The sequence below is a fragment of the Rhodococcus sp. NPDC056743 genome (assembly GCF_042790355.1).
Lineage (GTDB): Bacteria > Actinomycetota > Actinomycetes > Mycobacteriales > Mycobacteriaceae > Rhodococcus_F.
In genome coordinates this window covers 170,349-190,152 of record NZ_JBHTZI010000010.1, presented here as the reverse complement: position 1 = coordinate 190,152, position 19,804 = coordinate 170,349, and the positions used below count along the sequence as shown (strand labels likewise).

Annotated in this window: 19 protein-coding genes; 13 read left to right on the top strand and 6 right to left on the bottom strand. The window is 61.3% G+C overall.

Annotation, left to right across the window (positions count from 1 at the left end; translation table 11 throughout):
* Positions 1–25 precede the first annotated feature (25 nt).
* The 3 genes from ACFRFQ_RS23465 to ACFRFQ_RS23455 all read right to left on the bottom strand — a co-directional run bounded on the left by ACFRFQ_RS23465 (position 26) and on the right by ACFRFQ_RS23455 (position 4,188).
* Entirely contained in the window at positions 26–1,459 is a 1,434-nt protein-coding gene (locus tag ACFRFQ_RS23465; protein WP_378662929.1) for an amidase, read from the bottom strand.
* A 153-nt stretch (positions 1,460–1,612) separates the two neighbouring features.
* Positions 1,613–2,920 carry a serine hydroxymethyltransferase gene (gene glyA / locus ACFRFQ_RS23460; RefSeq protein ID WP_378662927.1) on the bottom strand — a complete coding sequence of 436 codons (1,308 nt, stop codon included), beginning with the start codon at positions 2,918–2,920 and terminating at the stop codon, positions 1,613–1,615.
* Positions 2,917–4,188 carry a DUF885 domain-containing protein gene (locus ACFRFQ_RS23455; protein WP_378662924.1) on the bottom strand — a complete coding sequence of 424 codons (1,272 nt, stop codon included), beginning with the start codon at positions 4,186–4,188 and terminating at the stop codon, positions 2,917–2,919. The genes glyA and ACFRFQ_RS23455 overlap by 4 nt, the downstream gene beginning before the upstream one ends.
* A 172-nt stretch (positions 4,189–4,360) precedes the next feature.
* Between ACFRFQ_RS23455 and coaA the strand changes: the two genes are divergently transcribed.
* Positions 4,361–5,293 (top strand): type I pantothenate kinase, encoded by a 933-nt coding sequence (gene coaA, locus ACFRFQ_RS23450; RefSeq protein ID WP_378662922.1) that lies wholly within the window; start codon positions 4,361–4,363, stop codon positions 5,291–5,293.
* Positions 5,294–5,299: 6 nt separating this feature from the next.
* Here coaA and ACFRFQ_RS23445 read toward each other — a convergent pair whose 3' ends face one another.
* The gene (locus ACFRFQ_RS23445; protein ID WP_378662919.1) at positions 5,300–6,067 is read right to left on the bottom strand and encodes an isoprenyl transferase; all 768 of its coding nucleotides are present in this window, start codon (positions 6,065–6,067) and stop codon (positions 5,300–5,302) included.
* 163 nt (positions 6,068–6,230) lie between these two features.
* Here ACFRFQ_RS23445 and ACFRFQ_RS23440 point away from each other — a divergent pair, with 163 nt between their 5' ends.
* Positions 6,231–6,899 (top strand): hemolysin III family protein, encoded by a 669-nt coding sequence (locus tag ACFRFQ_RS23440; protein WP_378662917.1) that lies wholly within the window; start codon positions 6,231–6,233, stop codon positions 6,897–6,899.
* 3 nt (positions 6,900–6,902) lie between these two features.
* On the opposite strand, the gene ACFRFQ_RS23435 is transcribed toward ACFRFQ_RS23440, so the two are convergent.
* A complete protein-coding gene (locus ACFRFQ_RS23435; RefSeq protein WP_378662913.1) occupies positions 6,903–8,144 on the bottom strand; it encodes a TetR/AcrR family transcriptional regulator in 1,242 nt (413 codons plus the stop codon).
* A gap of 293 nt (positions 8,145–8,437) precedes the next feature.
* On the opposite strand from ACFRFQ_RS23435, the gene ACFRFQ_RS23430 reads away from it, so the two are divergent.
* Genes ACFRFQ_RS23430 through ACFRFQ_RS23385 form a run of 10 tightly spaced genes read left to right on the top strand, consistent with a single transcriptional unit; the run spans position 8,438 to position 18,229 of the window.
* Positions 8,438–9,247 (top strand): ABC transporter permease, encoded by an 810-nt coding sequence (locus tag ACFRFQ_RS23430; protein ID WP_138872482.1) that lies wholly within the window; start codon positions 8,438–8,440, stop codon positions 9,245–9,247.
* The gene (locus ACFRFQ_RS23425) at positions 9,247–10,104 is read left to right on the top strand and encodes an MlaE family ABC transporter permease (protein WP_378662909.1); all 858 of its coding nucleotides are present in this window, start codon (positions 9,247–9,249) and stop codon (positions 10,102–10,104) included. The genes ACFRFQ_RS23430 and ACFRFQ_RS23425 overlap by 1 nt, the downstream gene beginning before the upstream one ends.
* A gap of 3 nt (positions 10,105–10,107) precedes the next feature.
* Complete coding sequence (locus ACFRFQ_RS23420) at positions 10,108–11,310, top strand: MCE family protein (protein WP_378662906.1); 1,203 nt, start codon at positions 10,108–10,110, stop codon at positions 11,308–11,310.
* On the top strand, positions 11,307–12,338 hold the full coding sequence (locus ACFRFQ_RS23415) for an MCE family protein (protein WP_378662904.1): 1,032 nt from the start codon (positions 11,307–11,309) through the stop codon (positions 12,336–12,338). Before ACFRFQ_RS23420 ends, ACFRFQ_RS23415 begins: the two co-directional genes overlap by 4 nt.
* Positions 12,338–13,393, top strand: a complete 1,056-nt coding sequence (locus tag ACFRFQ_RS23410) for an MCE family protein (protein ID WP_378663333.1) — start codon at positions 12,338–12,340, stop codon at positions 13,391–13,393. The genes ACFRFQ_RS23415 and ACFRFQ_RS23410 overlap by 1 nt, the downstream gene beginning before the upstream one ends.
* Positions 13,390–14,487: an MCE family protein gene (locus ACFRFQ_RS23405; protein ID WP_378662901.1), complete on the top strand. Its 1,098-nt coding sequence runs from the start codon at positions 13,390–13,392 to the stop codon at positions 14,485–14,487. The genes ACFRFQ_RS23410 and ACFRFQ_RS23405 overlap by 4 nt, the downstream gene beginning before the upstream one ends.
* Complete coding sequence (locus ACFRFQ_RS23400; RefSeq protein ID WP_378662900.1) at positions 14,487–15,554, top strand: MCE family protein; 1,068 nt, start codon at positions 14,487–14,489, stop codon at positions 15,552–15,554. Before ACFRFQ_RS23405 ends, ACFRFQ_RS23400 begins: the two co-directional genes overlap by 1 nt.
* Positions 15,551–16,771 (top strand): MlaD family protein, encoded by a 1,221-nt coding sequence (locus ACFRFQ_RS23395; protein ID WP_378662897.1) that lies wholly within the window; start codon positions 15,551–15,553, stop codon positions 16,769–16,771. The genes ACFRFQ_RS23400 and ACFRFQ_RS23395 overlap by 4 nt, the downstream gene beginning before the upstream one ends.
* Positions 16,758–17,315 carry a mce associated protein mas1a gene (locus ACFRFQ_RS23390; RefSeq protein WP_378662894.1) on the top strand — a complete coding sequence of 186 codons (558 nt, stop codon included), beginning with the start codon at positions 16,758–16,760 and terminating at the stop codon, positions 17,313–17,315. The genes ACFRFQ_RS23395 and ACFRFQ_RS23390 overlap by 14 nt, the downstream gene beginning before the upstream one ends.
* Positions 17,316–17,323: 8 nt before the next feature.
* Positions 17,324–18,229: an oxygenase MpaB family protein gene (locus ACFRFQ_RS23385; protein WP_378662892.1), complete on the top strand. Its 906-nt coding sequence runs from the start codon at positions 17,324–17,326 to the stop codon at positions 18,227–18,229.
* A gap of 16 nt (positions 18,230–18,245) precedes the next feature.
* Here the strand turns inward: ACFRFQ_RS23385 and ACFRFQ_RS23380 are convergent, their stop codons facing one another.
* The gene (locus ACFRFQ_RS23380; protein WP_378663331.1) at positions 18,246–19,028 is read right to left on the bottom strand and encodes an oxygenase MpaB family protein; all 783 of its coding nucleotides are present in this window, start codon (positions 19,026–19,028) and stop codon (positions 18,246–18,248) included.
* Positions 19,029–19,183: 155 nt separating this feature from the next.
* On the opposite strand from ACFRFQ_RS23380, the gene ACFRFQ_RS23375 reads away from it, so the two are divergent.
* Complete coding sequence (locus ACFRFQ_RS23375) at positions 19,184–19,795, top strand: TetR/AcrR family transcriptional regulator (RefSeq protein WP_378662889.1); 612 nt, start codon at positions 19,184–19,186, stop codon at positions 19,793–19,795.
* Positions 19,796–19,804: the final 9 nt, after the last annotated feature.

The window sequence follows — 19,804 nt, the reverse complement described above, 5'->3', positions numbered from 1 at the left end:
GCACCAATCTAGCCAATCTCGAGGCTTAGGCCACCACGAGTGAATCGGCCGGCTTCTTGTCGGCCCACGGACGGACCGCCTCGAAGTTCGCAGCCGTCCGCAGGACCAGTGCGTCCTGACGGTGGCGTGCGGCGATCTGCAGCCCCACCGGTCGGCCGTCGGCTGTGAATCCGGCGGGCACGGTGATCGCCGGGTTGTTGAGCATGTTGTACGGGTAGGTGAAGAGCCAATCGAGCAACTGCTCACGCAGCGACGCACCCTCGAGCCACGACGGTGCGAACTGGCTGAGCGGGAACGTGGCCGATGCCAAGGTTGGTGAAACCAGTACGTCGTAGTCGTTCATGAACGTGGTCCACGTGTCCCACATGACGCCGCGGAATGCGTCGGCCCGCCCGACGTCGACACCGGTGAGCCGTTCGGCCTCGTGCATGATCTCGATGAGGTTGTCGTCGACCTCGCCGCGCTGGTTCTCCCAGTCGAGCAAGTCGTACTCGGAAGCGAAACCGGGAACCCAGATGCCGTTCCACATCGATTCCGACGGATTCCCCCAGTCCGGAGTCGCCTCGGTGATCTGGGCACCCAATTCCTCGAATGCCGACAACGCGTCGAGACAGACGGCCAGCACCTCCGGATCAACCTGGCCGAGACCGAGATTCGTCGACCACGCAACACGAAGTCCCTTCACATCACCCTTCGACGCTTCGACGTACGAGGTCTCGGCGCGCTCGATCGAGAGCGGATCGGCGTTGTGCGGCCCGGCCATGACGTCGAGCATGAGCGCGTTGTCGGCAACGGTCCTGGTGATCGGACCGTGGTACGCCCAGTTGTAGAACCGGCCGGCCATGATGGTCTGCGGAATGACACCGGTAGTCGGTTTGAGTCCGACCACCCCGCACAGTGCCGACGGGATTCGCACCGACCCGGCGCCGTCACTACCTTCGGCGAGTGGTCCGAGGCCGGCAGCCACAGCAGCCGACGCACCGCCACTGGACCCACCCGCGCTGTTGCCGAGCTTCCACGGGTTGTGCGTCGGCCCGTACAGGTGGTTGTCCGTGCCGCCGTAGTAACCGCTTTCGGGAGTGTTCGTCTTTCCCAGGAACAGCCCACCCGCGGCGCGCAACCTGTCCACGACGACGGCATTTCCCGTCGCGATGTTGTCGGCGAACGGCTTCATCCCGAACGTGGTCGGCAGCCCGTCCACTGCCGTCAGATCTTTGATCGTGAACGGCACGCCGTGCAACGGGCCGAGCTTCTCGCCCGATTCCTGCTGCCGGGAGAGTTCGGCCGCGTCGCGCGTGACCTGCTCACGATCGAACTGCACTATCGCGTTGATCGACGGATTGACGGCGTCGACGCGCTGGATCATCGCTTCGGCAATCTCGTTGGGCGAGAGACTGTTCGACGCGACCGACGCCGCCATCTCGCTAGCAGAGAGCCAATGCAGATTCTGTTCGGTCATGGGGTTTCCTTCGCCGGAGGGGTAATGCTCTCAGGCTAGGAAGCGCCGAACTCGGCCACCATCGGTCATGTGACCGATGCCACAAATCCACGAACGCACAAATACCAGCGGCCCGGCCCCTCGAAAGGGACCGGGCCGTCAGTGAATCAATGCCTAGACGTTCTTGCTGAGCAAGCCCCAGTCCTCGAGTCCGTCGTACAGCGGAACGTCGAGAGCGAGCTTGGCGACGCGGGCGCGCAGAGCGACCAGATCGGCGTTGCCGGCCAGCGCGGTGCCGATGATGTCGGCGACCTCGGTGAACTCGGCGTCGCCGAATCCGCGGGTGGCCAACGCTGCGGTACCGATACGCAGACCGGACGTGGTCATCGGCGGGCGGGGGTCGAACGGAACTGCGTTGCGGTTGACGGTGATGCCGACCTCGTGCAGAAGATCCTCACCCTGCTGGCCGTCGAGCTGCGAGTTGCGCAGGTCCACGAGAACGAGGTGGACGTCGGTGCCGCCGGTCAGAACGCTGATGCCCTGATCTGCGACGTCCTTGTTGCCCAGACGCTCGGCGAGGATGCGTGCACCGGAGAGAGTGCGTGCCTGACGGTCCTTGAACTCTTCACCGGCAGCGATCTTGAAGGTGACGGCCTTGGCTGCGATGGCATGCATGAGCGGTCCACCCTGCTGGCCGGGGAAAACTGCGGAGTTGAGCTTCTTGGCCCACTCCTTCTTCGCCAGGATCAGACCGGAGCGCGGGCCACCGAGGGTCTTGTGGACGGTCGAGGACACGACATCTGCGTACGGGACGGGCGACGGGTGCAGACCAGCGGCAACCAGACCGGCGAAGTGCGCCATGTCGACCCACAGGTACGCACCGACCTCGTCGGCGATCGCACGGAAGGCTGCGAAGTCCTGCTGACGCGGGTACGCGGACCAACCGGCGACGATGACCTTCGGCTTCTCGGCGAGGGCGATGGAACGCACCTCGTCCATGTCGATGCGGTGATCTTCCTTGCTGACACCGTAGGACGCGACGTCGTACAACTTGCCCGAGAAGTTGAGCTTCATGCCGTGCGTGAGGTGACCACCGTGAGCGAGGTCGAGGCCGAGCAGCTTCTCACCCGGGTTCATCAGCGCCATCAGGACAGCAGCGTTTGCCTGTGCGCCGGAGTGCGGCTGCACGTTGGCGAACTCGGCGCCGAACAGTTCCTTGGCACGGTTACGCGCGAGATCCTCGATGATGTCGACGTTCTCGCAGCCGCCGTAGTAGCGGCGTCCCGGGTATCCCTCGGCGTACTTGTTGGTCAGGACGCTGCCCTGAGCCTGCAGCACCGAGCGGGGGACGAAGTTCTCCGACGCGATCATCTCGAGAGTGTCGCGCTGACGAGCCAATTCACCCGCCATAGCTTCGGCGACCTCGGGGTCGAGTTCGGCGAGTGGTGCAGAGTTGACGTCGGAGCCAGGCACAGCGGTCATCGAGGAATCTCCAAGGTGGATGCGGGATCGAATGCGTCCAGTCTACGAAGGTCGCCCGACGTGTCTCCACCCGGTGCCGAACGCAGTGAGCTCGGTACAAGCGGTTCGTCCAGCAGACGCCGGAATCGGTCTGTGCGGTCGGACGGCGTTGCGGCCTGATCGAGCCACCCGCCGAGCAACCGGTATCCCTCGACGTAAGTGCTGGTGTACGCCCGCCAGAGCGGCGAGGACAGGAATCGCAGCGACTGCCGCGCTCGCTCCGGCGTCGACAGCGACCACCGTTCGAGGAATCCGGCAACGTCGTCGTGGCTGCGTCCCTCGTCGTGCAGCATCAGCGCGGCATCCTGCCGGACGCTGATCAACTGACCGGACGCCGCCGACAGTTGCTGCGCCTTCTCGCCGTCGAACGCCAACCCCAGATCCGCGTAGATCTCCTGCGCCCACAGGCCCCAGTCGCGGCCGACTATCGCTTCGAGCGCGAGATCCGCCAGGCCTTCCGCCATGAGGCACTGCGGCGTGTTCACCAGGAACAGCGTCTGCTCGAGCTGCCCGGCGCCCACCAAACCGGCTTCCTTGCGGCAGTGCTCGGTGTGATGACCGGGGTACGACTCGTGGGCAATCAGCCTCGGCAGGTTGGCCATGAACTGCGGAAGATCGGAATTGATCGCCACTGTGGAGCGATAGTCACCGAGGTAGTAGTTGAACCCGGACCACGGCTTGTCCCCCACCACTTCGTATTCGACGGTTTCCGACGCCGGCAACGGGAATGTGCCGCGCACCAGATCGCGCAACGCACTGGACATCGCGTCGACGCACTCAGCCAGTTTGGCAGCGGGAATCTCGTCGGCCTTGCGATGGGCCTGCACGCGCTCCGCCAGCGTTCCCGGGCCAGGTAGCACCTCACCCATCAGGCGATGAGCATCGCCGTAGGCGTCTTCGTTTCCCTTGGAAATTCGCACGTCGAAGTAGGCCTCGACCTCGTCGACAAACCCGATCTCCTCGCCCGCGAACTTGCGTCCGGAGCATTCGAGAGCACGGAGGTGAACGTCGATGAAGTGAGCCCGCTCGGCGCCGAGACCGCTTGCCGGTAACTCGGCACGGAGCTCGCGAGCGGTGCGGGCGAGTACGCGCGGATCCGGCTTCGGTGCATTCTCCACTTGCTGACGCAGAGCGGGATCGCCGGTGAAAGCGTCGACGAACCCTTCCTCGAGTCGATCGAAACCTAGTCCCAGCAGCAGATATCGGCGAACGAGCGAGTCTGGATCCATAAGGCACAAGCCTAGCGCCCGCGCCCGGAATGCGACCCGACGACAACTCCATACGTGGCACCAAGCACAATTCGGTTATGCACTTGGATCGTGCGCACTCGCGCCTGGCTTGCTCGCACGCTTCGCCCGTACCCACGGCATCGCAGTTCCTCGGCACCGGTGAGCTGGGCTGATGGCACGCGCCGGCGAATCCAGCCCGTATGTCGAGTTCGATCGCAAGCAGTGGCGCACACTGCGTAAGTCGACTCCCCTGGTCCTGACCGAGGACGAACTGTACGGCCTCCGCGGCCTTGGCGAGCAGATCGACCTCGAGGAAGTTGCCGAGGTCTATCTCCCTCTGGCCCGTCTGATCCACCTGCAGGTTGCAGCACGGCAGCGCCTGTTTGCCGCTACCGCAACGTTCCTCGGTGAGAAACATCCCGATCGACAGGTTCCCTTCGTTATCGGCGTGGCCGGTTCGGTGGCTGTCGGCAAATCCACGACAGCCCGTGTGCTGCAAGCACTCCTAGCTCGCTGGGACCACCACCCGCGTGTCGATCTCGTGACGACCGACGGCTTCCTGTACTCCGCCAAGGAACTGAACCGTCGGGGCATCATGCACCGCAAGGGTTTTCCCGAAAGCTACGATCGGCGCAAGCTCCTGCGATTCGTCACCGAAGTGAAGTCGGGTGCCGAAGAGGTAGCGGCACCGGTCTATTCACATACTTTGTACGACGTCATCCCCGGTCAGTTCCACCTGATCCGCCAGCCGGACATCCTCATCATCGAGGGTCTCAACGTGCTGCAGACGGGACCCCGTCTGATGGTCTCGGATCTGTTCGACTTCTCGATCTACGTCGACGCCCGGATCGAGGACATCGAAGCCTGGTACATCGAACGATTCCTGGCGCTACGGAAGACGGCGTTTGCCGACCCGAGCGCGCACTTTCACCACTACTCGGGACTGTCGGACCGTGACGCGACCAGTGCTGCCAAGGACATCTGGAATTCGATCAATCTACCGAACCTGGTGGAGAACATCCTTCCCACCCGTCCGCGAGCAACGCTGGTGTTACGCAAGGATTCCGATCACACGATCAATCGGCTCCGCCTGCGCAAGCTCTGATACTGCTCAGACACCGAACCTGCGGTGTCTGGCAGCGTAGTCACGCAGTGCGCGGAGGAAGTCGACCCGGCGGAACTCGGGCCAATACGCCTCGGTGAACCAAATCTCCGAATAGGCGCTCTGCCACAACAGGAACCCCGAGAGCCGCTGCTCCCCCGACGTGCGGATCACCAGGTCGGGATCGGGCTGACCCGACGTGTACAGGTGGCTGTCGATGCCGTCGACGGTGATCGCCTGGACCAGGTCGTCGCCACTGAGTCCCTCGCTGAGCTTCTCACTCAAAAGCGACTGGACCGCGTCTGCGATCTCCTGGCGGCCGCCGTATCCGATCGCGATGTTGACGTGAGTGCCGGTGCGGCCGTCGGTTCCGTCCGCAGCCTGACGAAGGCGCCGTGACTGTTCGGCCGGGAGCAGATCCAGAGCGCCGACGATCTGCACGCTCCAGTTCTTAGTCGGCCCGGAAATTTCCTCGACCACATCGGTGATGATTTCGAGGAGAGTGTCCAACTCCTCGGGGTCGCGGCGCAGATTCTCGGTGGAAAGTAGATAGATCGTGGCCATCTCGATTCCGGCGGCATCGCACCAGTCGAGTAGCTCGGAAATCTTGAGTGCGCCCATCCGGTGCCCGTGACTGACGTCCGTGAAACCGTTCTCGCGCGCCCAGCGCCGATTGCCGTCACACATCACCGCGACATGCCTCGGATGGGTGAGTCCATCCAAATGCTTCAAGAGCCGTCGTTCGTAGATGCTGTACAGCAGTCCGCGCACCTTCACCGTGACATCACCATGGTGACAAAGACTACGCCGGGACCTTGGCCCCACCTGCGAGCGCCGTCACGCTTTATCAGCGCGTCGAAAAGCTGCAGGTAGGTTATGCTACTGACACGTAACCTACGGTACCGTAGGTTCTGGTGGAGTTACCGAGAGGAGACAACGGATGACAGCACTCGGGTTGGACGCACTTCCGGTCAAACCACGTCTGCGCGGATGGATCCATTTGTGGGCACTCTGCGTCTCAGTTGTAGCGGGAATCGTTCTCGTCTCGGTGGCGGGCGCTCGAGTCGGCGGCAAGGCCGCCTTGGCCACCGCGATCTACAGCATCACTATCTGTGGCCTCTTCGGCATCAGCGCGACCTACCACCGCATCCACTGGAAGACCGTCGACGCTCGCATCTGGATGAAGCGCGCCGACCATTCGATGATCTTCTTGTTCATCGCCGGCAGCTACACGCCGTTTGCGATGCTGGGTTTGCCGAGCGAAACCGGCACCGTCGTCCTTGCGGTCGTCTGGGCCGGAGCCTTGGCCGGCGTCGCGCTCAAGATGTTGTGGCCAACCGCCCCCAAATGGGTAGGCGTACCGCTGTACCTGATTCTGGGATGGGCCATCGTGCCCGTCGCGGGCGAGCTGACCCACCACGTAGGAGTGGCACCCATGGTGCTGCTCCTCATCGGAGGAATCCTCTACAGCGTCGGGGCAATTCTCTACGCCACCAAATGGCCGAACCCGTGGCCCACGACGTTCGGGCATCACGAGTTCTTCCACGCCGCAACGGTCGTCGCGGCAATCTGCCACTACATCGCCGTCTGGCTCGTCGTCTTCACCTGACGCTCACGGCTCTCCCGGTCCACCGAACAGAACCGCCGAAACCAAGCCGTGGACTTTCCACACGTTCTCAGGTTCGGGATCAAATCCGAGCAGCCGGCCGACGTCGGGAACCACATTCAGCGCGCCGTGCACGATGAATATGCTTTCGGGCTCCGTCAGTTCCGGCCGGATCTCACGGAGCAGCCGCGCCCACTCTGCCACGTAAAGCTTCTGTCGACTCTTCAGATCATTTCGATGACTCGGCAGCAGATTGTGCATCTCGGAGAAGTAGATCGACATCAACTCGTGTTGCGCAAAAGACAAGTCGACGTACATCAGCGAGAGCGATGCCAATGCCTCGGCCGGCGAGTCCGACGCATCCAGTACCGACACCGTCGCGACGTCCAGCCGATCTGCCGCGCGGTAGAAGATGGCGGACAGGAGATCGGCTTTGCTTGCGAAGTACCGGTACATGCCGGAAGCATTCAAACCAGCTGCGGCAGCAATCTCTTCGATCTTGACGTCGTGGTAACCACGGGAGTCGAAGAGCCGAACGGCTTCGTGCAGAAGCCGTTCCCGCTTGTTGTCCCCCAGCGGCGCAAGCACCGAACGGCGACTCTGCGGATTGCCCGGGCGCCCGCGGACAAATCTCGTCCGATCTATCGCCACACACGCACTCAGCAGAATACGTTCAATTGTCTTCTGCGGCAGCATAAGGTTGTGGGCAGTGATGCTTCCGATCGCGCTGAACATCGCGGCCACCACAAGCTTTGCATCCTGCTCACCGATCGGAGTGTCCGACGGCGACAGATGGGCACCCACGCGGCGATTGAGCAGAATCGAGTGTTCACGAATCACCGCCCGATCCGAGGGCTCGAGGAATCTGCTCTCCCACCGGTAGATACCGGCGGTCCGGCGATTGCGTACCGTCGTTCGGATTACAGCCAGCACATCCCGTCGAAGCAGATCGGCGTCTTGCCTGCTGCCTTCCACCGAATCGAGAGCCTCGGTGAGCGCTTCCATCAACGACAGCGCCGAATACTGAAACAGTGCATACTTCTTCGGAAAATGACGGTAGAGCGCCGAGGGCGAGATACCCACCGACGACGCGATGTCTTCGACACTGACACCGTGATAGCCGCGCTCACTGAACGCAATTGCCGCCGCGGCCGCAATTTGAGCTTTACGATCTTTCGGCCTCTTCTTCACTTCGACCGCACGGCTCCGACCGACGGCCGGAGCAACCCTCAGGTCTCTTGTTGTCACGATCTCCGGCCCGCTTCCCTGTATTGAGAATATTCATACACATTGTGCGCGCATCTGTCGGGCACATGAATGGTAATACGGCTTTCAACTGTAGTTATATCAAGCCTGCGCCGCCAGCCGGACAAAATTCAGAAAGAATTTCCATTCACATAAGTCTTGCCGCACACGAACCGCTGTGAAATGATTCACACACCATCCGCAACGATCGCACGCCCCACGTCGAACCGTTTCGATGCCTGAACACACTCGATATCTTCATTGAAAGAACTTGAGCTGCAAAGGAATAGAATCCGGTGACGTACGAACTACCAGCCCCGAAAGGCCCGGTACGGGACGTAGCGCTCGAGGGCGGCTATCTGATCGGATTCTCCGTTCAAGCCCTGTTCGGCCTGTTCACGGCCATTATTCGCAGGCGACTCTCGTTGCACGAGACGATAACTCAAACCCTGTTCATCGGCAGAGTCAGTACCGGCCCATCCCTGCTGCTCATGATCCCGATCGGTGTCTTCATCGCGGTGTCGGTCGGTGAACTCGCGGGACGAATCGGCGCCGGCGGGTATTCCGGCGCAGTTGTCGCGTTCATTATCGTGGGTCAGGCGGCAGCTCTGGTGTGCGCCCTGATGATGGCGGGCGTTGCCGGATCGGCCATCTGCACCGATCTCGGTTCCCGGAAGATCCGCGAAGAGATCGACGCGATGGAAGTCATGGGAATCGACGTCATCGAGCGTCTTGTTGCTCCGAGATTGGTTGCAGCGGTGATCGTTTCCCTTGCTCTGTGTTCCATGGTCACCTTCGGCGGCGTCATCGCGTGCTACCTGTATCACATCTACGTTCAGCATCTTCCGGCCGGAACATTCATGGCAACGTTCAGCCAGTACGGACGATCATCCGACTTCGTCATGGCCTTGGTGAAAGCTGCGATCTTCGGTCTCGCTTCGACTTTGGTCGCCACGTTCAAAGGACTCCATGCCAAAGGCGGCCCCCGCGGAGTCGCCGATGCCGTCAACGAAGCCGTCGTCATCGCTTTCGCTCTGGTCTTCATCGCGAACACCGTCCTGTCTGCGCTGTACACCGTGATAGTTCCGGCAGTCGGTGAATTCTGATGTCGCTCGTCGATCTCCGGATCAGAGCCCACCAGGCAAGCAGACCGCTACGCAGCGTCGGCGACGGTGTGGTTTCACTCGGTCAGCATGTGACGTTCTACGTCCGCACGGTCGCATCAATTCCGTTTGTCCTCACCAAATATCGTAAGCATGTGCTCGGTCAGATCAGCGAAGTCAGCTTCGGCACGAACTCTCTACTGTCCGGCGGCGGAACCATCGGCATCGTGTTCGCGATGTCCCTGGCGGCTGCGATGATGCTAGGTGTCGAAATGCATCGCGGACTCGAATTGGTGGGGATGACCTCACTGTCCGGAATGCTGTCGGCCGTGGCCAACACGCGTGAACTCGCACCGGTTGTAGTCGCAATTGCGTTGGCCGCCAAAGTCGGAACCGGCTTTACCGCGCAGATCGGCGCCATGCGCATCTCCGACGAGATCGATGCCCTGGACTCCATGGCCATCAGATCGATTCCTTTCCTGGCCGGCACCCGCGTGATCGCGGCAATGATCTGCGTCATCCCGATCTACATGATCGGTCTGCTGGCCAGCTACTTGTCAACGCGCCTGGTTGTCGTGTTCTTCAACGGCGCATCGGCGGGAACGTACGACTACTTCTTCCATCTCGCGATCTCCCCACAGGACCTCCTCTACTCCGGGCTCAAAGCCGTGGTCTTCGCGGCCGTTGTCGCTCTGGTGCACTGCGCCTACGGGTACTACGCCTCGGGTGGACCCGCGGGTGTGGGTCAGGCCGCCGGCCGCGCACTCCGCACCGCGATCCTGGCGATCGGAATCCTGGACGTCATCATGACTTTCGGCCTGTGGGGTCTTGTTCCCCAAATCCCGGGAATGGGGGTCTGAGCCGTGGACAGACTCACTACGCGCACCAAGATCGCCTACGCCATTCGCGGCGCGGTGGCCATAGCCGTGGCCGTTGCCGCTGCTGTCACCATGGTGCTGCGCGGCTCGGGCAATCTCGAACGCAGCACCGATATCTACGTCGCCGTCCCTGCCGACGCCGGCCTGATCAGCGGCGAGGCTCCGGTCCGATACCACGGGGTCAACATCGGCCGCATCGGTGAGATCGATTGGGGCACCACAGAATCGGTGGTGCAACTGCAGATCGACACCGGTGAAACGTCGAAAATCCCAGCAACCGTCATGGCGCGGGTGGTACCCCGGACGTTCTTCGGCGACATCTACGTGCAACTTGTCGACAACCCGAACGCCACGGGCCAGGCGACGCTCTCGGAGGGCGACACCATTTCCATGGACACCGGTCCCGAAGCCGTCGCACTCTACGACGTCTACACCCAAATGGTCTCGGTCCTCACTGCAATGCGGCCCGAGAAAATGCACACCGCCCTGACTGCACTGGGTCAGGCGCTGGACGGAAACGGAGCCAAGATCGGGGCAACCATCGACAATCTCAGCGCTGCCTCCACCGTGCTGACACCGGCGGCTCACCAATTCCTTGATTCGACACCGGAATTCACGTCGGTGGTAGAGGCGTTGGACCGCGCAACTCCAGACATCCTCAACACCTTGGCAGCTGCGACGTCAGTCTCGAACAGCATGGTTGCGAACCGGGACAACCTCGAGAAGTCGATAAGTGCGGCTGCGGTCTTCACCGCGACGCTCGACAACTTCGTCGCAGAGAACACCGGCAACGTCATCACCGTCATCGACTCTGCCGGAAAGATACTCGCAACAACAGCGGCCAATCCCGACGGTCTGCGCTCCACTCTGGCCAATGCCAACACATTCGGCGCCGCCGGTGCCCGGGTCTTCGCCACCGGAAAATTCAACATCACCGCTGTTCCCACGTTTACCGATCCACTTCCCTATACAGGGGAGGATTGCCCGCAGTACGCGGATGAGCGGGGCGCGTACTGCTCGGGCACCAATCTGATGCCGGTCGCTGGTGGCGCGGACGAAGCCTCGGCGCTGATGCTTCTCGAGAACCAGCTACTCGGCAACGAAGCCGGCGATACCGCCGCGCCCAACCCCGCCACAACACTCATGTTGGGACCGTTAATTCGGGGCAACGAGGTGAGTGTTCCGTGAAAATTCGTACCGCTCAGGTAGTTCGGTTGTCCCTGTTCTGCCTCACCGGCCTGGCGTGCGCGTCGTTCGTGGCAAACACGTTGTCGGTGCCGGTTCGTGGAGACACCGATTCCTATTCGTTCGAGTTCACCGACGTGGAGGGCCTGAACCCGGGTAACCCGGTGACCCTGTCGGGTGTCCGCATCGGCAGGGTGGACTCGGTCGCCTTTGCCGACAACGGCGGTGGCACCAGTAAGGCGATCGTCGACGTGGAGATCGAATCGCACTATCTACTCGCATCCGATGTGCGGGCTACGGTCCGCTACGGCGATATGCTGGGCGCCCGCTACCTGGCTCTGACGCACAATGACGGCGCCTCATCCGGATCGGTGAGAACGCTGGAACCTGGTGGGACAGTTCCGCTGACACAGACAACGCCCCCGATCAACCTGACTGCATTGATGAATGGCTTCAAACCGCTGTTCGCCGCTCTGCAACCCGAGCAGGTCAACACCCTCACTCGAAGTTTTGTCGAAACGTTCAACGGGCAGGGCGGCGCGATCTCGGCGCTTCTCGACCAGATTGCCACCATGACATCAGGACTCGTCGACCGCCAAGATGTTTTTGCGCAACTGTTGACGAATATGAACACACTCCTCACTTCCGTCGACGACCGTCAACCCGAAATGATCAGCCTCCTTGACGGTTTGAACGTTCTGAGCACCTCGGTCGTCGATCAGAACGACCAGCTTGCCACGCTGCTGGACCAGGGAAACCGCACCGTCTCGTCCTTGGCTCAGTTGATGACCGGATCGAACGGTTCCTTCGGCACAACGATTCAGCAACTCGAGAACGTGACTGCCGGTTGGATCGCGAGCACCGACGAATTCAATCGACTGGTCGCGAACCTCCCCCAGTTCGCCGATGCCGCAAACCGGATCGGCAGCTACGGAAGTTTCATCAATCTGTATCTGTGCAACTTCACGCTGAAGGCAGGGGACGTGGAAGCCAATATCTTCGGCGCAACACATTCGCCGGTGTGCTCATGATGTTTCTGGTCAAGCTGATCGACGTCTTTGTCGGCATCATGCTCTTCCTGTTCAAGGGGGATCGTCGACAGAGCGGTAGCGGAACTGCCCTCGCCTTGGGCAGCCTCGGGATCGTTGTCCTGGTGGTCGGACTTGCAGCCGCGCTCGGCATTCCGAAGCTCTGGTACAACGTTCGCACGTCGGCATACACGGCTGAGTTTGCCAATGCCAGTGGCCTGTCCGATACCGACCCGGTCTACGTAGCCGGAGTTCCGGCGGGACGGGTGGATTCCATCGAACTTGCCGGCGACCACGTCGTCGTCAGCTTCAGACTGGACAAGGATCAACCGTTGGGCAATCAGAGCACCGCGACTGTCCGGCTCAAGACGGTCCTGGGTAAGCGTTACCTCGAGGTCGTGCCGGCCGGAGTTGTCGACGACACCGACGGACACGTCATCCCGCTCTCACGGACCACCGCGGCGTACAGCCTCGACGACGTCAGCACTGACGCAACGCAGGTTGCGACCGGCGTCGACCTGCAAGCAATGGAATCGATGATGAACACTCTGGCGCAGGTGATTCCGACCGACTCCGACCAGGTGGGCCGAGCGCTCGCCGGGATCAGTGGCGCCTCCGCAGCCTTCGCCCAGAACGGCGAGCAGATCGACCAGGTTCTCACGATGTCTCGGGAGTTGTCGGACATGGCTGTGGCACAGACTGATTCGATAGTGAACACGGCCGCAAATGCTCAGACCATCGTCCGTACCCTGGCCATGCGCAAAGACGCGCTCACTCAACTCGTGGACAACCTGACCATCATCATCTCGAAGCTGTCCACGACGTTCACCGAACGCGAGGGCGAATTCGGAGAGCTGACAGACAGTCTGGTCGCCGTCACGACAACGCTGAAGAACAACGCGGATCAGATCGACCTGCTGATGACGCGTCTTCCGTCTGCACTGCGCTCGGTCACCGATGCCACCGGCACCGGCGACTGGACCGACGTCAATGCACCGGCAGCCGTGATCCCGGACAACCTTCTCTGCGCACTGGGGATCATGGAGGGTTGCAAGTGAATCCACGTAAGGCCGTCACGGCACTGCTCGTTGTGACCCTGGCGATTGCCCTCTCGGGGTGGTACATCTTCGGACGCACCGATCAGTCCAAGACCGTCTACGCCGATTTCAGTTACGTCGGCGGGATCTATGAGGGAAGCAAAGTCACCGTTCTCGGTGTCGGTGTCGGAACGGTCACGTCGGTGCAGCCCCGCGGAACATCGGTTCGGGTGGCGATGTCCATGCCGACCTCCGTGGAACTTCCGGCGGATGCATCGGCGTATGTTCTCAATCCTTCGGTGATCAGTGATCGCCACATCGAACTCGGCCCCGCATACACCGGTGGAGACACGTTGGAAAACGGCGATCAGATCCCCATCGAACGTGCGCACTCCCCCATCGACTTCGACGGTTTGATGGGCAGCGTCAGCACCTTGGCTGAAGCGTTTGCCGGCGACGGCGGCAATCTCGGCGATCTTGTCAGCCGCGGTGCGTCGGGGTGGCAGGGGCAGGGCGATCAGTTCAACACGGCGATCCGAAACCTCAGTACGGCAACGGGAGTGGTCGGCGCTCGGTCCGAAGACATCGGCACACTCGTCGACAATCTCAGCACCTTGATGGCCGCGCTGGACGCACGGCAGGTCAGTCTCGACCAACTTGTCGGCGACTTGGGCCAATTGGGTGATCAGTGGTCGAGTCAGAACATGGACATCTCGAGGCCGTTGCAAGATTTGCAGGTGGTATTCGATCAGCTGGAACGATTCATGACCACGCACGGCGACGACGTCGGTGCCATCGCTGGAAATGTTCAAGTCATCGGCGAGGTACTGGCGTCAAAACAACCGGGTCTCGCCGAGTTCATGGACCTCGTGCCGTTGATGATGCAAAACTTGTCCGGCACTATCGGCCCCGATCAGCGCGGACGCATTCGCCTCAACGTCTCGACAGCGCTGACGCAATTTGCTGTGGCGCAACCGTTGTGCGAAGCGTACAAATTGCCGATCTGTACCGGAGCCGGATTTACGAACCCCATTTCCTTCCCGCTCAGTGCGTCCGATCCGCTCGGAATCGCATCTGCGGTATCCGGCGGCGCGGTCTCGGGAGGTGGCAACTGATGGGGCAGTCTGTTCGGATACTCACCGGAGTCGTGACATTCGGTGTTGGTTGCGCGGTGATCTTTGCATTCGGCGGTTGCAGCGCCGGAATCCAGGATCTTCCGTTGGGCCGCTCGGCAGATGGTGACGCGTACACGGTGGCAGTGCAGTTGGCCGGCGCCGACGGTCTGGTTCCGGGAGCCGACGTCCGGAGCGGGCAGAAGGTGATCGGCCGGGTATCGGAACTGTCGGCCGACGTCATCGGGGCCCGAGTGACTCTGAGCCTCGATACCGCGACGCAGTTACCGGACAACGTCGAAGCCTCCGTCGAGCTTCCCTCAGCGCTGGGTAATCCTTTCATTCGACTGCGCCTGCCCGACGTTCCGTCGAGTTCGGTACTCCGCGACGGTGACACGATTCCCGAGTCTCGCACCGAGATCGGGCCGCAAGTGGAGAGTGCACTGGCAACGCTCGGCACTGTTCTGACCGGAAGCGGCATCGACCAACTCGATATCGTCGTGCGGGAGCTCGATATTGCGTTTGCCGGCCGGTCCGGTGAGGTGCGGTCACTGACCGATACACTCACCTCTCTCATGGCGGAGGCCAGTAGCCATCAGGACGAGTTCAACGAGGCCGTCGATCTCGCGGCTCGGATCTCGTCACAACTTGCCGGGCAACGCGAGATCGTGGACGACTACTTGGATTCCCTCCCACAAGTGGTGACGATCCTGGTGGGGCAGAAGGATCAGATTTCCAGCCTGTTGAACTCGACGGTCCAACTCGCACTCAACGCGAACACAATTCTCGATGCCTCGCCTGGTGGGCTCGACAGCATGCTCCACGACGCGTCGACCGTTGTCGGGACACTGGATTCGTTCAACGCCGAAATCGGTCAAACGCTGGCAAACATGAACGGAATGCTCGAGAGTTTCACCTCTGCAGTTCGCGGCGATTACCTGATGTTCGACGGCGCCCTCGACATTCCCGGCACGATCGACACACTCTGGACCGGCGGGATGGCGGGCGGTGCGCCGGCGATTGCGGCACCCGGAACTCTGACCGATCTGCTTCAGGGAGGCCGACGATGAAACGCCTTGCGCTCGTGCAACTTGTCTTGTTTGCGCTCACCGCTGCCGTGGTCATTCCGTTCGGCATCGTCTACGTCGTCGGTCCACAAGGATTCGGAGATCACATTCGACTGCACGCCACCATGTCCGACGCTTTTGGCCTCACTGCGGGAACGGTGGTCACCTACCGCGGGGTGCAGGTTGGAAAGGTCAGCGAGGTTGCTCTCGATTCGAGTACCCGATCCGCTCGCGTGGAGCTTTCGCTCAACGAAAACAGCGAGATACCCACCGACAGTGTTGCCAAGGTGACAATGGGAACTGCCGCCGGAATCCAGAACGTCGACATCTATCCCAACAGCGATCAGGGACCTTACCTTCAGGACGGCGACGAGATTGCGATGCCGGCGGACCAACAGCCGGTTCAGATGAGCGAGCTGATGCTTCAAGCGTCGGACGTGCTCGAAGGTCTCGATCCGGAGGCGATCAGCGACATCGGAACCGAATTGGGAAACTCGTTCAACGGACTCGGACCAAGTCTGTCTACGATGATCGAGAACGGCGGGACGCTGTCCGCACAGCTGAACGACCAGTCCACGGAACTCGCGGCGCTGCTCTCGCGGACCTCGACGTTGGTTGATTCCATGGCAACACAATCGGATTCGTTTGTCCGCGGGATGTCGGCGGCAAAGAACTTCACCGAGCAACTCGATTCCAATGCACCGGTGCTGATCTACCTGACCGACCATTCACCGGCCGCGTTGAGCAGCGCGCAGCAGTTGTTCGACCAGTACCACAACACTTTTGGCGCAGTTCTGGCCAACCTCGTCACTGTCGCTCCGATCATCTCCGACCGCACGGATGCGCTGGAATCGGGACTGGTCACAATCCCTCGCGGCCTCGCGGATCTGGCATCGATCGTCAAGGGTGATCGTGCCGATTTTGCGCTGGTCGCCACACAGGGCCCGGTGTGCAACTACGACACTGCCCGACGTGAGGTCGGTGATCTCTCCCCCACCAGTCCGAACCTCGCGATGTACTGCCCACCTGCCGATGATCTGGTCCAACGCGGAGCGCGAAATGCTCCCAGACCCAACGATCTCGGATTGCAGAATGCCACCATCCCCGGCACGCCGATCGGACCGCCCGTTGTGGCTGACCCGATTCTCATTCCGACCGGTGTCGACGCACTGAACTATTGGAGATCGATGTTGGAAGGACTGGGAAATGGCACTCGCTGAAAGCACAGTGATCGAGACGACCGAGGAGGAATCGGCGGGCCAGCCGGGCCGCCCGTCGTTACTGCGACGCCTGAAGACGCCGCGCACCGCACTGACCGCCGTGTTGGCTCTGGCACTGGTCGCGGCAGTGGCCGCGTGGGGCTTTCAAGTGTATTCGGAAAACCGGGAGGGCACTCTGCGCCAAGAAGCTCTCGACACTGCCCGCGAATACTCGATCATCATGTCCTCGTTCGACTACCAGGACCTGGACGCGAACAAGGACTCGATCGCCGCGATGTCGACGGACGAATTTGCCGGCACTTACCGAACCATGGTCGATTCGCTGCGCGATGTTGTCGCCGGTGGGCAGGGTCAGGCAACCGCGACGGCAACTCACGTGGGCATCGAGTCCCTGGACAGTTCATCGGCAACGGTTCTCGTGTTCGTCGATCAGGAAGCCAAAAACGTTGCTGCGCCGCAGGGAAATGCCCAGAAGTATCGGATGGTCATCTCGATGATCCGATCGAACGACCAGTGGCTCGTCAGCAACGTCGAGACAAAATAGGAGGATCGATGCCCACTCACTATCTGAACATCGAGCAGACCGAGTCGTCTCTTCGAACCGCCCAGACGCGAATCACCATCAGCGGTGTGCGTCGACGGTGGGCTCGTAAACCTGCGCACATCACCGACGCCCTTGACTTCTGGTCGTTTGCCGGCGCCGCCGCCAATGTCGTTCTGCAACTCGGCTGGCCTGAAGTGGCGTACGGCGTCATGGAAAGCAAGGTTGAATCAGGCGCTCTGACAGCGCATCCGTGGAAGCGCGCGCGAACCACCACGCAATACCTGACTGTCGCGATTCTGGGCAACGAGGAAGAGCGTCTGGCGTACCGCGAAGCCGTGAACTCGGTGCATCGGCACGTGCGGTCAGACGCAAACAGCCCGGTCAAGTACAACGCCTTCAACCGGGAACTCCAATTGTGGGTCGCTGCTTGTCTCTTCATCGGATTCGAAGACAGTCACCAGTTGTTGCACGGCGTGATGTCCGAGGAACAGGCTGAGTCGTTCTACCAATCCGCCTCCACTCTGGGAACAACTCTGCAGGTCACCGAAGAGATGTGGCCGGCCACGCGCGCGGATTTCGAACGATACTGGAACATCGGCTGCGAACGCGTCATCATCGACGAACGCACCAGCCGGTATCTGAATGATTTGATCGACCTACGCATGATCGCGTGGCCACTGCGTCTGGTGTTTCGAAACCTGTTGCGCTTCCTGACGATCGGTTTCCTTCCCCCGATTTACCGTGACCAGCTCGGTCTCGAGTGGAGCGAGGACGACCGTCGACGCTTCGAGCATCTCTTCATCTTCGTGTCGTTTGTCAACAGATTCATACCGCGATCGATCCGGCAGGCGGGCAACACCATTCAGATGCGCGACCTCCGCCGCCGGATCAAGCGAAGCAAGAACCTCGTCTGAGCGTCGGACTTCCCCGTCAGACCAGCGGTATCCCCTTCGCGATTCGGCGACGCAGATCCCACAGGTAGAAGTTGTACGGGAACATACGAAGAACCTTCGGGGCAACCCGATTAGCCGCAGCAGCAACCCGCATCGATCGATCGAATCCGCGTTGCCGGCGTTCGGACCACGGCAGATGCATTTCGTCCCGGAAGGTTTGAGGCAGGAACCCCGTTGTGAGAAAGCGATTGAGCGGACCGACCAAGGGATGCAATAACTTCGGAGTGAACGTGGCCGATGCGATCCCGTACAGGTGCTCACGAATGGTGTCGTCGATGCTGACTTTGCCCAGGCTGTCGTTCCAGTAGACCTCGAACGCGTCTCGATCCACCGGCCACATGTCGCGGCGCATCTGGAGGGTGGTGCCAAAACTTGCGCTGCGTTGATAGAAAGCGTCCTGGGCTACCGGGTCGAGATCTCCGTACAAGGCCTTGTAGACGTCCTCGAAGCCGCGGTACAGGCAGGCAGCAACCCACAACTGCAGTTCGGGGTCGAAGGCGTTGTACTCAACAGCACTGTTCTCGTCGGAGCGAACATACTTGTGCGCACCGTTGACTGCGCGCCGGTACTGCTTCTTCTCGTCCTCAGTGGCCAGGGTTGCCACCGCCAGGTAGGTCAGGGTCGTGCGAGTTCGCTTGACCGGATGCCGATCCAACCGGCCCGTCTCGACCTTGCTCTCGTACACGCCGTACCCCACCGCAGGGCGCGCAAGTTGCATGATCACGTTTGCGCCGGCGGCCAACAGTCCCAACCCGGACATCGCCTTCTCGACTTCGGCATCGATGTCGATCGAATCTCCACTCACCGTCACGGCCTTACCCCTTCGAGTCAAATATCTGCGAACGCATGTTCTCAGATGAGTCAAGCGCTGAAACTTCACGATGTCAAGAACTTCGAGATGCCAAGATGGTCCTTATGAATGACCAACCGCGTTTGTACGGCGGCGTCGACGGCGCCCTCCGCGTCGCTGCGCGCCGCGAGACGCTGATCGAAGCCGGTCTCGAACTGATGGGATCAGCCAAGCCCGAACTGACAGTGCGCGGAGTGTGCAAACAAGCTGGTGTAGCCGCCCGGTACTTCTACGAGAGCTTCACCGACCGCGACGCCCTGATATCCGCGGTGTACGACACGGTCATCACAGACATCGCCGTCTCCACCCAGGCAGCAGTGGACGCGGCCGACTCCGAGCGTGACAAAGCAGTGGCCGCGATTGCCAACATCGTCCGCACTATTGCCCGCGACCCGAGACGCGGACGATTACTCTTCTCGACCGCGCTCACCAGTCCGCTCCTCGTCGAGAAGAGGCGGGCGTCGACGACGATATTCGTCGGCCTCCTCGCTGCCAACGCCAAGACCTTCTACCGGTTGGGCGACAGCGGCCAACTGACGCTGACGGCAACCTTCCTCGTCGGCGGCCTCGCACAGACGCTGAGTTCGTGGCTCGACGGGTACATCGACGTCACGGAAGACGAACTGGTCGCCGAATGTGCGGCGATCCTGCTCGCTCCCGCCCTGCCACCGTCCTGAGGGCCCTAC

Coding starts and splice junctions, on each gene's coding strand:
- ACFRFQ_RS23465 (WP_378662929.1), bottom strand. CDS start 1,459: ATGACCGAACAGAATCTGCATTGGCTCTCTGCTAGCGAGATGGCGGCG.
- glyA (WP_378662927.1), bottom strand. CDS start 2,920: ATGACCGCTGTGCCTGGCTCCGACGTCAACTCTGCACCACTCGCCGAA.
- ACFRFQ_RS23455 (WP_378662924.1), bottom strand. CDS start 4,188: ATGGATCCAGACTCGCTCGTTCGCCGATATCTGCTGCTGGGACTAGGT.
- coaA (WP_378662922.1), top strand. CDS start 4,361: ATGGCACGCGCCGGCGAATCCAGCCCGTATGTCGAGTTCGATCGCAAG.
- ACFRFQ_RS23440 (WP_378662917.1), top strand. CDS start 6,231: ATGACAGCACTCGGGTTGGACGCACTTCCGGTCAAACCACGTCTGCGC.
- ACFRFQ_RS23425 (WP_378662909.1), top strand. CDS start 9,247: ATGTCGCTCGTCGATCTCCGGATCAGAGCCCACCAGGCAAGCAGACCG.
- ACFRFQ_RS23410 (WP_378663333.1), top strand. CDS start 12,338: ATGTTTCTGGTCAAGCTGATCGACGTCTTTGTCGGCATCATGCTCTTC.
- ACFRFQ_RS23400 (WP_378662900.1), top strand. CDS start 14,487: ATGGGGCAGTCTGTTCGGATACTCACCGGAGTCGTGACATTCGGTGTT.
- ACFRFQ_RS23395 (WP_378662897.1), top strand. CDS start 15,551: ATGAAACGCCTTGCGCTCGTGCAACTTGTCTTGTTTGCGCTCACCGCT.
- ACFRFQ_RS23390 (WP_378662894.1), top strand. CDS start 16,758: ATGGCACTCGCTGAAAGCACAGTGATCGAGACGACCGAGGAGGAATCG.
- ACFRFQ_RS23385 (WP_378662892.1), top strand. CDS start 17,324: ATGCCCACTCACTATCTGAACATCGAGCAGACCGAGTCGTCTCTTCGA.
- ACFRFQ_RS23380 (WP_378663331.1), bottom strand. CDS start 19,028: ATGTCCGGGTTGGGACTGTTGGCCGCCGGCGCAAACGTGATCATGCAA.
- ACFRFQ_RS23375 (WP_378662889.1), top strand. CDS start 19,184: ATGAATGACCAACCGCGTTTGTACGGCGGCGTCGACGGCGCCCTCCGC.